This window comes from Chryseobacterium sp. 1B4, assembly GCF_036631475.1.
In the GTDB taxonomy this organism is placed as follows: domain Bacteria; phylum Bacteroidota; class Bacteroidia; order Flavobacteriales; family Weeksellaceae; genus Chryseobacterium.
On sequence record NZ_JAPNUF010000009.1, the window covers coordinates 12,676 to 24,994 of the forward strand.

Genomic DNA, 12,319 nt, shown 5'->3' on the forward strand with positions numbered 1-12,319 from the left:
ATTGATATAATGGCCAAGAATTTGCTTAAGCAGAAATCATTCATCAATTATCATTTATCAACAATCATTTATAATTATATATGCACGAACAGTTCAATTTTGCAATAGAAGTCCTGGGGACCATTGCCTTTTCCATGTCTGGAAGTTTTGCAGCGATGCAGAAACGGCTGGATCCGTTCGGGGTACTTATTATCGCATTTGTAACCTCTGTGGGAGGAGGAACTGTAAGAGACCTGCTTCTTGATATTCCTGTATTCTGGATGCATGATCTTCTGACATGTGCCCTGATCCTGGTGACCAGTATTTTTTCAATGGTTTTCAAATCTCTTGAAAAAAACTTCAAGGTAACTTTGTTTATTTTCGACAGTTTTGGTCTTGGCTTATTTACTATTATCGGAGTTCAGAAAGGTTTAAATGCAGGTATTCATCCCATGATCTGTATTGCATTGGGAACCATAACCGGCTGTTTCGGAGGGATAATCCGGGATATACTGCTTAACAGAATTCCATTGATTTTCAGAAAGGAAATTTACGCTACGGCATGTATTGTAGGAGGAGCAGCATTTCTTCTGATGACCAGGTATGCGCCGTTTTCCTATACTTTTGTACAGATCTTTACTATTTTACTGATTGTTGCCATACGAACATTTGCTGTAAAATACCATTGGCAGATCCCTAAGTTCTACGGTCATGATCACAGTTCGGAAATGTAGAATCCAATTTTCACAGATATAAAAAAAGCACCTCTCAGGGTGCTTTTATATTTTTAAGTGACTAGAAGAACTTTCCTCTGTTTCTCATATGAGGATTATGCATATGTTTCTGCATCGTCGGCATTTTCAACTGCTCTTTCATCATTTTGATCTGATCCGTCATCATTCCTGCGCTGTCTAATCTCTTTGCTTCTTCCAACAGCTTCTGCCCTTCCTGTTTTCTTCCTTTGGAAATAGCGGCTGCAGCAAGATTTAAAGTAGCCATTGCTCTGTCATGCTTCATGTTTAAACCGTACTCCAATGCTTTTTTCATGAAAGGTTCTACTTTCGCAGGGTGATCCTGTGCCTGGGTCAATCCTGATAAATAGTGGAAATATCCGTATTGGGTCTTATGAAGCTGTGTTTTATAATCTGTAATTTTTGATAACCATTCTCCGGCTTTCTCCATATTCTGTTTTCTTAATTGCCAGAATGCCAAAAGGATATACTCATTTTTAAAGAATAGCAGGATCGGAAATGCAGCTAAAAGAAACACAACAATCCCCCACCCAAGATTTCTCGTGAAGAACATCATATAAAGTCCCAGTAAAATAAGGATTGCTGCTACTGCAATTTTTATGTATTTATTCATTATTAAATTTTAGAAGTGCAAAGATAAATAAATTAGAGATTAGAAGCTAGAAGTTAGAGGTTAGAATTCCTATAACTATTCGCTCTTAATTCTTTCAAACGTCTGGAAACAGAAATCATAGCCATTCTTTTCGTCTTTTTCGTGGCAGGTTTCATTGGTTTTTTTCCAGATTTTCGGATCTATTTCCGGGAAAAATGTATCCGCTTCAAGATCTGCTTTCACTAAGGTAACTTCAAGTCTGTCTACCACATCCATAGTCTGCTCATAGATATTTCCACCTCCGATCACGAAAACTTCTTCATCAATCTTCTTTGCAAATTTCAATGCTTCCTTGATGCTTCCTACAATAAGAATTCCTTCTTCAAACCAGTCTTTCTTTCTTGACACAACAATGTTGGTACGGTTTGGGAGGGCTTTTCCGATACTTTCGTATGTTTTTCTTCCCATAATAACCGGATGCCCTGAAGTAATTTCTTTAAAATGTTTCAAATCTTTCGGAAGATGCCAAAGCAACTGGTTTTCAAAACCAATTTCATTTTTCTCTCCCATCGCCACCACTATTGTTGTCATTCAAATAATTTTTTACAAAATTAGCACATAATTTGTATATTTGGTTAGCACAAAAAATTTAAAAAAATAAACTATGAAAAATAAAGGATGTCTGGGTGCAGGAACCATTGGTATCGCCCTCCTTATTATTGTTGCTGTTCTATTCTTCTGGGGAAAAAGCGGCTATAACAACTTTGTCAACAAAGAGCAGACTGTGAACGCAAAATGGTCTAATGTAGAAACGGTATATCAGAAGAGAGCCAACCTTATCCCTAACCTGGAAAGAACCGTAAAATCGTATTCAAAATTTGAGCAGGAAACTTTAACACAGGTTGTGGAAGCACGTTCCAAAGCTACTTCTATCAATATTGACCCTACGAATATGACTGAAGCTGATCTGGCAAAATTCCAGGCTGCACAGGGAGAATTGTCCGGAGCATTAAGCAGATTGATGGCTGTGGTAGAGTCTTATCCTAACTTAAAAGCAGACCAGCAGTATATCAATTTCCAAAGAGAGTACACTGCTATCGAAAACAGCATCAGAACTGAAACTGTTTATTACAACGATGCTGCACAGGATTACAACACGTCTATCAAGACTTTCCCGAATAATATTCTGGCGAATTTCACCAACTTTAAAGAAAAACCTTATTTCAAAGCTGATGCAGGAGCTCAGAAAGCCCCTGAAGTATTCAAATAATAATGGGTAATTTCCTAACAAATCAACAGATCGCTTCCCTTGTGGAAGCGATTCAGTCTGCGGAAGATCATTCTACGGGAGAGATCAGGGTGCATATTGATTCCAATACGGAAAACCGTGATGCCAAAACAGCTTTTGAGGTTTTCAAAAAACTGGGTATGGACAAAACCGCTGACAGAAATGCTGTTCTTTTCCATGTCAATTTTGAACAGAAATATCTTACCATCATTGGAGATACCGGAATTCATGAAAAGGTAAAACAGAGCTACTGGGACCATCTTCACGATTACATTACTGCTGAATTTGCCAAAGGAAATTATTACCAGGCACTGAAAAGTGCAATTCTGGAAACAGGACTTGAACTCAAAAAACATTTTCCTGTAGAAGGAGAAAATCCAAACCAACTTCCAAATGAAATTACATTCTCTTAAAATAGTATTTTCATTTTTACTGCTCTGCTTTTACACTTTTGTATCAGCACAATACACTATTCCCGAAAAACCTGCAGTGCTGTATCCTGTTTTTGATGAAGCCGGACTCCTTTCACAGCAGGAAAAGGACGCGCTCAATAATAAACTGATCAGGTTTGCAGATTCTACCTCAACCGAAATTGAAGTAGTGATCATCCGCTCTACCAAAGGTGAAGATGTCAACTTTCTGGCAACCATGTTTGGTGAGAAATGGAAAATCGGGAAGAAAGATGTGGATAACGGAGTGGTTTTCCTGATTGCAACAGAAGACAGAACAATGTCTATCCAGCAAGGGCGTGCTGTAGAGCAATATCTTACCGCTTCAGTAGCTGGGCAGATCCTGGATTACATCGTTACCCCAAATTTTAAGAAAGGACTTTGGTATGAGGGCATCAATGGAGGAACCTCAGCCATTATGGAAGCCGTTCAGGGAAAATTCAAACCTGTGCCGACAACGGCTCCTTCCGGTAACGGGAGTGCCTTTAAAGTTCTGATCATTGCTTTTGTTATTTTCATCATTATTGCCATTCTTTTTGGAAACAGAGGCGGCGGACGCGGTGGAAATAATGATGACGATGATGATGTAATCATCACCAGAAGAGGACGCAGAAATTATCCTGGCGGCTTCTTCCCATTCCCTGGCAGCTTCGGAGGAGGTGGCTTTGGAGGCGGAAGTTCCGGCGGAGGCGGCGGATTCGGAGGCTTCGGCGGTGGTGGAAGCTTTGGCGGCGGAGGGGCCTCCGGAGGCTGGTAAACAAATAAATATTTTTTAAAACTTATATAAATCAGATCATCATTGATCTGATTTTTTTATTTAAAACACTAAAATAACATTGATTCTTTAACTTTTCTTAATATTAAATCAGCTTTTCGATATTAAAAAATTAATAAAATCACATAAAAACCATCTTTAATTCAATATTTTTTCACTATATTTACTGAAAACAGGATTATGAAGAAGACGCTGGTAGTATTTGCACACCCTTATCTGGAGCACTCCAATTCGAATGTAGAGCTCATCAATTTCTACGTTCGCCACCAGCATTATACCTTAAGAGATCTTTATGAAGAATATCCTGACTTTCATATAGCAGCTTTCAGAGAAAGAAAACGTCTCAAAAATTACGATAGGTTTATTTTCCAGTTCCCACTGATATGGTTCGGAATGCCGCCTCTCCTCAGATTATGGATTGATGAAGTGTTCGACAGAGACTGGCTTAAAGAGGGCGAATACAATCCACTGGAAGGAAAAGAAGTTTATATTCTGGTCACTACCGGAGGCAAAGAGAGATCTTTCAGTAAAACCGGCACATACCAATATACCATAGATGAACTGATCAGCGGGCTGATTGTTTCTTTAAAAGTTTTCAAAGCAGATATTAAACATATTAAAATCGTTTACGAGGCCAATAAATTATCCAAAAAGAAATTATTTTACATAAAAAAGAATTTACAGAACTCCTTAATCAATAACATATGGAATCCAGCTTAGCGATGAATACATTAATTTTTCTGGGTGTAGCCATTATCATGGTTCCATTGGCCAGGAAATTAGGGCTGAGCTCTGTAATTGGTTATATCCTTGGAGGAATTATCATTGGACCGTATGTACTCAGGCTTACAGGGAAAAATGTAGATGATATCATGCATGCCAGTGAATTTGGTGTCATCATGCTGCTGTTTCTTGTAGGGTTAGAGCTGGAACCCCGGAAATTCTGGGAAATGAGGAAGAAAATAATGGGGCTGGGACTTTCCCAGATGGCACTTACGATTGCACTACTATTTCTTGTATTCATCATTGCAGGATGGAGAATAGACAAAGCGGTTGCCATCGCTATGTGTTTTGCTCTATCTTCCACGGCAATTGTTCTGCAGACCTTACAGGAAAAAAACAACCTCAAGACCACAGCCGGAGAAGCCTCATTCTCTACGCTCCTTTTTCAGGACATTTCGGTGATTCCTATCCTGGCAATACTTCCTATTATAGCCAATTACAAGGCCAAGCATCATGATAATGAAATCCAGATTCTGATACAGAAACTGCCGGAATGGCTTCAGGCAGGAACGGTAATTTTTGGTGTTGCCTTGCTTATTTTATTAGGAAGATATGTTTTTGTTCCCTTCCTTCGTTATGTTTCAAAATCGGGTATGACAGAGCTGCTGACCGCTTCTTCTCTATTCCTCGTTATCGGGGTTTCAGAGCTGATGGTTGTTATCGGCCTTTCACCTGCCCTGGGGGCTTTCCTTGCCGGGGTGATGCTTGCCAACAGTGAATTCCGTCATGAGCTGGAAGCACAGATTGATCCGTTCAAAGGGCTTTTACTGGCTGTATTTTTTGTCAGTGTAGGATCTACCATTAATTTTAACATTATTCAGAAAGATCCGCTGTTTATATTCAGTACTGTTTTTGCTGTACTGGTTGTAAAATTTATCGTTTTATACACCATCGGAAAATTTTTCAGGATAGATACTCCTCAGAGTCTTTTTTATGCATTTGCGCTTTCCCAGGTTGGAGAATTTGCTTTTGTACTGCTCAATTATGCATCGGATCTTTATCTGCTGGGTCCCGAGATGAATGCACAAATGATGGCTGTTACAGCAATTACCATGTGTATCACCCCTATCCTGCTTATTATCAATGATAAATTTATTACTCCGAAATTCATTAAAGAAATTCCGGAAGAAGAGCATGATTTTAATATCCTTGGAAGTGAAGTTACCCAAAAGAAAATTATTATTGTAGGTTTTGGTCATTTCGGAAGTACCGTAGGACGCCTTTTAAAAGCCAATAAAATACCGGCAACAGTTCTGGACCGGGATTCTGATCGTGTAAAACTGCTCAGAAGCTACGGCTTTAAGGTCTACTATGGTGATGCTACCAGAATTCCTATTTTAAGGGCAGCAGGAATTGAAGATGCTGAGATTCTTGTCTTATGCCTGGATGATCCGGATGATAATAAGTTTATTGCAGAACTTGTGCGTGAACATTATCCTGATGTGAAAATTTTTGTAAGGGCTAAAAACAGAATTGATGCTTATGACTATCTTAATAACGGGGTCAATCATATATACCGTGAAACCTTAGGAACAGCAGTTGATATGGCTGTGGATGTTCTTCATGAAACAGGGATGAGAAAATATGCTGCAAGACGTCTGGGGCAAAGGTTTATGGCTATTGATAAAGCCTCAATCCGGAAACTGGCCAAAATGAAGGAAAACGATGACGATATTACCCTCTTTACCACAAAAGAAATCCTCCAGCGTGAGGAGGAATTGTTAGCTTACGATAATCTTAACTTTGATAATAAAAACTGGGAGGGATCCTCATCCGCTGATGAAGAAGATGAGGAAGAATCCCAGGATTAATTTATTGGATGTTTACGCTTCCCCCGCTGCTTTCCTCCTTGCTCACACTCTTAAGCTCTCCTTTTTTCGAGATATCCACACTACCGCCCGATGAAGCACCTGCTTTCACACTGGAAACAGCACTGATGTGAACACTCGCTCCACTGGATGCATCTGCTTCTACATCATCAGCAATCACTCCTTTGGCTGAAACACTGCTGCCTGAAGAGGCGCTGATATCTGCTTTTTTTGCTTTTCCTGAAAGATCAAGAGTAGATCCTGAGGAAGATTCAACATCAAGGTTCACGGCCCATATTTTACCATCGAAGCTGCTGCTGCTGCTTACATTGATGTCCATATCGTTAGCCTCCAGATCACCGGAAATACTTCCTGCACTTGAAGCTTCGATATCAGTTTTTTCCTGGGTAAATTTATCTTTTACAATAATTCTCGCGGCTGAATCTGCCAAAAGCTTTTTAAAATCCTTAGCATAAATTTTTGCGGTCACTTTGCTGATGTTCATCACTCTGATCCCAGGTTTATAATGGATGTGCAGTTTTCCGCCATCATTATCTATAAGAATTTCATCAATGATACTTTGAGGTGCCGAAATTTCTACTTTTTCTGTTTCAGATTTTATAACCTCAGCTTCAATTGCCTGTGAAACCTGAATTTCATCAAACTCTCCTGTAACTTCTTTATGCCGGATCGGGCCGGTTTCTTTGCTTACCACTTTTTCTACCCAATTACCCCTGTCACCTTCCCTGTCTCTGTTTCTGTTCTCATGTTTATCATTACATGAAGTCAATGCCACTAAGGCTGAAAAAATAAATAAAGTCCCTGTTTTCATGCTTATTTCTTTTGTCAATTATTTGTTTAATTTCTTTATACTTAAATAACAACTAATTTATAAAAAATATTACATTACCATTAAAAATACTGCAATGGTTTATCAATTCCCTTTTAAAAGAATTTTTTTGCACATTTCCTGAATTATGCAGTATAAAAAACATTCTAAACCAGCTTCAATAAATACATCTCCAATATATAAAGTTTTTAATATCTTTATGGTTTAATAACAATTATATTTATGAAGAATATTTCATCGGTATTATTAATTTCTGCCTTGGCGTTCAATCAATCTTGTACTACAATGAAACAGACCGATATTCAACAGGAGCTTCCTGCCCCTGATCCCTCTTTATCTTCGAATCCTTTTATGAAGAAAAGCAAGCTTCAGTATGAAGCCCCGGAGTTTGACAAAATCAAAAATGAACACTTCAAACCTGCTTTTGACTTTGGTTTAAAGCAACATGAAGCTGAAATCATCAAAATTGCCAACAATCCGGCGGCTCCTACTTTTGAAAATACTATCGTAGCATTGGAAAAAAGCGGTGAAATATTGAGAAGAGCACAAATTGTTTTCTCTAATCTTACCAGTGCCAATACGAACCCTACTTTGCAGGCTTTGGATGAAGAATATGCTCCTATCTTTGCAGCACATTCTGATAAAATGTACCTGAATGAAAATCTTTACAAAAGAATACAATCCATTAAAGAAGACGGCCTTGATGCTGAAAGTAAGAGACTGGTACAGTTTTATAAGCAAAACTTTGAAATTGCAGGTGCCAATCTTTCTGCGGCTGATAAAGAAAAATTAAAGCAAATTAATCAGGAACTGGCTTCTCTTTCTACCCAATATGCCAACAAATTACTGGAAGCAAGAAAACAGGGAGGGGTATTCTTCTCAGATGCAAAAGAACTTGACGGACTTTCGGCTGATGAAATTGCAGCTGCAGCAGCTGATGCCAAAACGGCAGGACAGCCGGGAAAATATCTTCTGGCTTTACAAAATACAACACAGCAACCTCTTTTACAAAACTTAAAAAACAGGGCTACCAGAGAAAAACTGTTCAAAGCTTCATGGACAAGAGCTGAAAAAGGAGATGCTAATGATACAAGAGCAACTATTGAACAACTCGCTAAACTGAGACTGAAAAAAGCTCAGATTCTCGGAAAGAAAAATTTTGCAGAGTGGAAACTTCAGGACCAGATGGCAAAAACTCCTGAAGCAGCAACTAAGCTGATGAACCAGATTGCTACCCCGGCCGTGGAAACAGCCAGACGTGAAGCAAAAGATATTCAGGATCTTATCGACCAGCAAAAAGGCGGCTTCAAAGTAGAGCCATGGGACTGGAATTTTTATGCTGAACAGGTAAGAAAAGCAAAGTTTGATCTTGACGAAAGTGAAATAAAACCTTATTTTGAGATCACAACCGTTCTTGAAAAAGGAGTTTTCTTCGCCGCCGAAAAATTCTACGGACTGACTTTCAAAAGAGAACTGATCTTCCGGTTTACCATCCGGATGTAGTAACGTATGAGGTTTTCGATCATGATGGAAAATCTATCGCAATCTACTACCTGGATTTCTATACCAGAGATTCTAAGAACGGAGGTGCATGGATGAGCAATTTTGTTGAACAGTCTTATTTACTGGGAACAAAACCTGTAATTGTTAACTGTTACAATTATCAGAAGCCGGCTCCGGGGAAACCTTCATTAATCAGCTATGATGATGTTTCAACCATCTTCCATGAATTTGGGCATTCTATTCACGGAATGTTTGCCAGCCAGAAATATCCTTCCCTTTCAGGAACGAATGTACCAAGGGATTTCGTGGAATTCCCGTCCCAGATCAATGAGCACTGGGCGTTAGATCCTGTTGTTCTGAAAAACTATGCCGTTCATTATGAAACAAAACAGCCTATTCCACAGGCTTTGGTAGAAAAAATCAAAAAGGCAGCTACATTCAATCAGGGATATATGACTACTGAACTGGTTTCTGCTGCTGAACTTGATATGGATTGGCATACAGTAAGCAATGAAAGCCAATTTATTACTGTTCTTGATTTTGAAAAGCAATCTTTAGCCAATCATGGATTCAATTTAGCAACTGTACCTCCAAGATACCACACACCTTATTTCGCCCACATCTGGGGAGGTGGATATTCAGCGGGATATTATGCTTACTTATGGTCTGAAACACTGGATAATGATGCATGGGAATGGATCAGCAAAAATGGCGGATTAACCAGAGAAAACGGCGACCGTTTCAGAAAATATATTCTTTCGGTAGGAAATTCTGTGGATCTGAATCAGGCATTCAGGGACTTTACAGGGCACGATCCGGATATCAAACCTTTATTGAGAAACAGAGGGTTTATTAAATAAATCAAGCGAAGCATTCTTTCATTAGAGTGCTTCTTTTTTTATGTTTCGGCTAAAGCGATGAAGAATTTTGTTTTCTATTTTTTAACGGGCTAAAGCCCGTTCCTATTGAATTCAAAATGCGTCATCTTAAAATCCGGAAGTATATCATATTTTAAACGTTAATCAAAATATGAGCTGTATTAAACGGTCAGGATTCATTATTTTTGCATTTCAATTTTAAATACAATATAATGGACTGTCCGTGCTGTTCAGGAAAATCCTACGAAGAATGCTGCAAACCTTATCATACCGGGGAAAAACATGCTCCTACGGCTGAAGCTCTGATGCGTTCAAGATTCTCCGCTTTTGCCATTCCGAATGGTGAATATCTGTTGGAGACTACCCTTCCGGGAAAAAGAAAGTATCACAATAAGAAAGATCTTCAGGAATGGGGAGAAATTAACCAATGGACAAAACTGGAGATCATAAGAACTCCTGCTCTTAACCATGTGGAATTTAAAGCTTATTATACAGATCAGGACGGCCATCCGCAGATTCATCACGAGTTTTCCGTCTTTCAGAAAATGCATGAGCGCTGGTATTATGTTTCAGGAGAATTTTTAGATTAATATATGAAGAAGAGTTTTATGTACACGTTGCTGCTTCTGTTTTGCAGCTTCAGCTTTTTTAATGCCCAGACTGCTGATGACAGAAGCCAGATAACTGCTGCTGTTACTGATATTTTAAAAGGGTTTCAGACTAAAAACGGAGAACTTATCAACAAATATACAGACAAAACTTATGGTGTGGGAATCCTTTTTAAAGTAATGATGAGCTGGGATTTGTTTTAAACGAAGATGTTGATTTCAGTATGCCGCTAGGTTATCTTCAAAAGGCATGGAATATCAGAAACCAATTTCCTATACAGTTTGATGCATCTTTCGAATATGATGCTCAAAATAAAAAATGGAAAAAAGAGGGATTAGCTGTTCAGTTTAATTCCAATGTAGTGAATGATTATGCAGATCATTTTCAGGAGCCGTCTTCCGTAAAAGATCAGGATATTTTCAGGATCAATTCGGATGCTAAAAATGTAGTTTTTGTAACACTAGCCGAGAATAGTAAAGAAAAAGCTCCCATAAATGGCTTCCGGTTTATTATGACTAAAATTGGAGCAAAGTGGTTTCTGACGTTTATTGATGTGACGGAATATAATGCAGAGTAGTGATTTCCGGGAATAATATAGAATCCAGCCGTTAAAGCACAGATGCACCATCCATTCAAAAGAACCGGATGTATGATAATCAATATGTACTCTGTAAATAAAAATGTCCGACAAAATCGGACATTTTTATTTTTTAGTGAGCATCAGTTCCGTCAATTCCGTGAGCGTGACCGTGTGCCAACTCTTCTTCTGTTGCCGGACGGGTATTTAAAACTTCTACCTGGAAGTCTAAAACTTTACCTGCCATTGGGTGGTTAAGATCTGCTACCACAACTTCTGGAGTAATTTCTACTACAAATGCCTGGAAGTTGTTTCCCTGGTTATCAGATAAAGGCAAAATAGCTCCTACTGGCGGAAGTCCTGATTCTTTAAACATCTCCACTGGTAATTGTGCAATAGCATCTGGCTGTCTTTCACCGTAAGCTTCTTCAGGCTGAATCACAAAAGCAGCTTTGTCGCCAGCTTTTAAACCTAAGATATTTTGTTCAAATTTTGGAATCATCATTCCCACACCATACAAAAATGTAAGCGGATTTTCTGTTGTTGTCTCTTCTACAAGAATCTTACTTCCATCTGGTTCGATAGTGTGAAGTATATACTTTACAGCTACAACGTGATTGTTTTCAATTGTCATATTTTTCTTTTTTTCGTGATTTTGTCTCACGATTAATGATACAAATATACTGTTTTTGAAATGATTCAATGAATATGGAAGATAGGGGATCGAAGAAGGAAGCTATGAAAGGCATAAAGAAAAAATACATGATTCTTTTTACTTTATATTAGTTCCATAATAAATTCAGCACTCCTCGGCTTTATTTTTTTCTATTTTCCTCTCTTTTTTTCTGTCTCAGCATAAAAAGATATAAGCTTTCCACCTTTGTTCTTGCCCAGGGGTTTTCCGTAAAAACTTCAGAGAAGAGCTGATACTTGGATTATCTGTAAAACATTTTATATTGATCTGTTCGCCAAGCCTTTCGAAACCTTCATAATATTCTACCAGTTCCTCAAGGATAGCATCCAGCCTTTTTCCGTGTAAAGGGTCTTTGGACTGTTGTTCCATCTTTTTTCTACAAAATTAATTTATTATATGTTTATATGGAAATCCACAATACTTCTTCCCTTTTTGTTTCTTATTTTTGAAGAAGCTATTTCTCACCAGTAAAATTATCTGTTACCAAACATGAGCAAAAACAACGAAGCAAACAGGAAAAAAAATAAAAAGAAAATTGATCAGAAGAAACGCAAAATACAAAATGCAGAAGCAGAAAGAAAGGCAAGGTTAAAACAGATCCGGGAAGATTTCAAAGCAAGAGAAGCTGATAATAAGCCATAAAATTGTTTTAATCCGAATTAAGGGAAACCTTACTTTTAAAATTAAGTATTCTCTATCTTTACATGGTAGTAGCTGCAAAATAATTCTTTACGAAGCAGGTTGAAAATTATGCAGCATATATTCTTTTTTAATGCTCAAAT

General features: G+C 38.2%; 14 protein-coding genes and 2 pseudogenes. 11 read left to right on the forward strand and 5 right to left on the reverse strand.

Annotated elements, in window-relative coordinates:
• The first annotated feature begins 80 nt into the window (after positions 1-80).
• Positions 81-713 (forward strand): trimeric intracellular cation channel family protein, encoded by a 633-nt coding sequence (locus OWR28_RS19140; RefSeq protein ID WP_332388080.1) that lies wholly within the window; start codon positions 81-83, stop codon positions 711-713.
• A gap of 61 nt (positions 714-774) precedes the next feature.
• Here OWR28_RS19140 and OWR28_RS19145 read toward each other — a convergent pair whose 3' ends face one another.
• Both OWR28_RS19145 and OWR28_RS19150 read right to left on the reverse strand, forming a co-directional pair.
• Positions 775-1,344, reverse strand: coding sequence for a DUF2892 domain-containing protein (locus OWR28_RS19145; protein ID WP_332388081.1), 570 nt, complete (start codon positions 1,342-1,344; stop codon positions 775-777).
• Positions 1,345-1,419: 75 nt separating this feature from the next.
• A complete protein-coding gene (locus OWR28_RS19150; RefSeq protein WP_332388082.1) occupies positions 1,420-1,914 on the reverse strand; it encodes a dihydrofolate reductase in 495 nt (164 codons plus the stop codon).
• Between the two features lie 73 nt (positions 1,915-1,987).
• On the opposite strand from OWR28_RS19150, the gene OWR28_RS19155 reads away from it, so the two are divergent.
• From OWR28_RS19155 to OWR28_RS19175, 5 genes are all read left to right on the forward strand, one after another.
• On the forward strand, positions 1,988-2,593 hold the full coding sequence (locus OWR28_RS19155; RefSeq protein ID WP_002983620.1) for a LemA family protein: 606 nt from the start codon (positions 1,988-1,990) through the stop codon (positions 2,591-2,593).
• A 2-nt stretch (positions 2,594-2,595) separates the two neighbouring features.
• Positions 2,596-3,024, forward strand: coding sequence for a TPM domain-containing protein (locus OWR28_RS19160; protein ID WP_433987192.1), 429 nt, complete (start codon positions 2,596-2,598; stop codon positions 3,022-3,024).
• On the forward strand, positions 3,005-3,817 hold the full coding sequence (locus OWR28_RS19165) for a TPM domain-containing protein (protein WP_332388084.1): 813 nt from the start codon (positions 3,005-3,007) through the stop codon (positions 3,815-3,817). Before OWR28_RS19160 ends, OWR28_RS19165 begins: the two co-directional genes overlap by 20 nt.
• Positions 3,818-4,015: 198 nt before the next feature.
• The gene (locus OWR28_RS19170; protein ID WP_332388085.1) at positions 4,016-4,555 is read left to right on the forward strand and encodes an NAD(P)H-dependent oxidoreductase; all 540 of its coding nucleotides are present in this window, start codon (positions 4,016-4,018) and stop codon (positions 4,553-4,555) included.
• Positions 4,540-6,429, forward strand: a complete 1,890-nt coding sequence (locus OWR28_RS19175; protein WP_332388086.1) for a monovalent cation:proton antiporter-2 (CPA2) family protein — start codon at positions 4,540-4,542, stop codon at positions 6,427-6,429. Before OWR28_RS19170 ends, OWR28_RS19175 begins: the two co-directional genes overlap by 16 nt.
• Before the next feature lies 1 nt (position 6,430).
• Here OWR28_RS19175 and OWR28_RS19180 read toward each other — a convergent pair whose 3' ends face one another.
• Positions 6,431-7,258 carry a GIN domain-containing protein gene (locus OWR28_RS19180; RefSeq protein WP_332388087.1) on the reverse strand — a complete coding sequence of 276 codons (828 nt, stop codon included), beginning with the start codon at positions 7,256-7,258 and terminating at the stop codon, positions 6,431-6,433.
• A gap of 663 nt (positions 7,259-7,921) precedes the next feature.
• Here OWR28_RS19180 and OWR28_RS19185 point away from each other — a divergent pair.
• The 4 genes and pseudogenes from OWR28_RS19185 (at position 7,922) to OWR28_RS19200 (ending at position 10,843) form a co-directional block, all read left to right on the forward strand.
• Positions 7,922-9,639: pseudogene (locus OWR28_RS19185) on the forward strand (M3 family metallopeptidase).
• 230 nt (positions 9,640-9,869) lie between these two features.
• The gene (locus OWR28_RS19190) at positions 9,870-10,247 is read left to right on the forward strand and encodes a YchJ family protein (protein ID WP_332388088.1); all 378 of its coding nucleotides are present in this window, start codon (positions 9,870-9,872) and stop codon (positions 10,245-10,247) included.
• 3 nt (positions 10,248-10,250) lie between these two features.
• Positions 10,251-10,469: a hypothetical protein gene (locus OWR28_RS19195; RefSeq protein WP_332388089.1), complete on the forward strand. Its 219-nt coding sequence runs from the start codon at positions 10,251-10,253 to the stop codon at positions 10,467-10,469.
• A 20-nt stretch (positions 10,470-10,489) separates the two neighbouring features.
• Positions 10,490-10,843, forward strand: coding sequence for a hypothetical protein (locus tag OWR28_RS19200; RefSeq protein ID WP_332388090.1), 354 nt, complete (start codon positions 10,490-10,492; stop codon positions 10,841-10,843).
• 133 nt (positions 10,844-10,976) lie between these two features.
• On the opposite strand, the gene OWR28_RS19205 is transcribed toward OWR28_RS19200, so the two are convergent.
• Positions 10,977-11,477 carry an FKBP-type peptidyl-prolyl cis-trans isomerase gene (locus tag OWR28_RS19205; RefSeq protein WP_041462100.1) on the reverse strand — a complete coding sequence of 167 codons (501 nt, stop codon included), beginning with the start codon at positions 11,475-11,477 and terminating at the stop codon, positions 10,977-10,979.
• A 181-nt stretch (positions 11,478-11,658) separates the two neighbouring features.
• Positions 11,659-11,906 (reverse strand): annotated as a pseudogene (locus tag OWR28_RS19210) (VF530 family protein).
• A gap of 120 nt (positions 11,907-12,026) precedes the next feature.
• Between OWR28_RS19210 and OWR28_RS19215 the strand changes: the two are divergent.
• Positions 12,027-12,179: a hypothetical protein gene (locus OWR28_RS19215; RefSeq protein WP_002983641.1), complete on the forward strand. Its 153-nt coding sequence runs from the start codon at positions 12,027-12,029 to the stop codon at positions 12,177-12,179.
• The last annotated feature ends 140 nt before the right edge of the window (positions 12,180-12,319 follow it).

What these genes read in the sequence shown, in the direction of transcription:
- OWR28_RS19140 (WP_332388080.1), top strand. Translation starts at nt 81, where the DNA reads ATGCACGAACAGTTCAATTTTGCAATAGAAGTCCTGGGGACCATTGCC.
- OWR28_RS19145 (WP_332388081.1), bottom strand. Translation starts at nt 1,344, where the DNA reads ATGAATAAATACATAAAAATTGCAGTAGCAGCAATCCTTATTTTACTG.
- OWR28_RS19150 (WP_332388082.1), bottom strand. Translation starts at nt 1,914, where the DNA reads ATGACAACAATAGTGGTGGCGATGGGAGAGAAAAATGAAATTGGTTTT.
- OWR28_RS19155 (WP_002983620.1), top strand. Translation starts at nt 1,988, where the DNA reads ATGAAAAATAAAGGATGTCTGGGTGCAGGAACCATTGGTATCGCCCTC.
- OWR28_RS19160 (WP_433987192.1), top strand. Translation starts at nt 2,596, where the DNA reads ATGGGTAATTTCCTAACAAATCAACAGATCGCTTCCCTTGTGGAAGCG.
- OWR28_RS19165 (WP_332388084.1), top strand. Translation starts at nt 3,005, where the DNA reads ATGAAATTACATTCTCTTAAAATAGTATTTTCATTTTTACTGCTCTGC.
- OWR28_RS19170 (WP_332388085.1), top strand. Translation starts at nt 4,016, where the DNA reads ATGAAGAAGACGCTGGTAGTATTTGCACACCCTTATCTGGAGCACTCC.
- OWR28_RS19175 (WP_332388086.1), top strand. Translation starts at nt 4,540, where the DNA reads ATGGAATCCAGCTTAGCGATGAATACATTAATTTTTCTGGGTGTAGCC.
- OWR28_RS19180 (WP_332388087.1), bottom strand. Translation starts at nt 7,258, where the DNA reads ATGAAAACAGGGACTTTATTTATTTTTTCAGCCTTAGTGGCATTGACT.
- OWR28_RS19190 (WP_332388088.1), top strand. Translation starts at nt 9,870, where the DNA reads ATGGACTGTCCGTGCTGTTCAGGAAAATCCTACGAAGAATGCTGCAAA.
- OWR28_RS19195 (WP_332388089.1), top strand. Translation starts at nt 10,251, where the DNA reads ATGAAGAAGAGTTTTATGTACACGTTGCTGCTTCTGTTTTGCAGCTTC.
- OWR28_RS19200 (WP_332388090.1), top strand. Translation starts at nt 10,490, where the DNA reads ATGCCGCTAGGTTATCTTCAAAAGGCATGGAATATCAGAAACCAATTT.
- OWR28_RS19205 (WP_041462100.1), bottom strand. Translation starts at nt 11,477, where the DNA reads ATGACAATTGAAAACAATCACGTTGTAGCTGTAAAGTATATACTTCAC.
- OWR28_RS19215 (WP_002983641.1), top strand. Translation starts at nt 12,027, where the DNA reads ATGAGCAAAAACAACGAAGCAAACAGGAAAAAAAATAAAAAGAAAATT.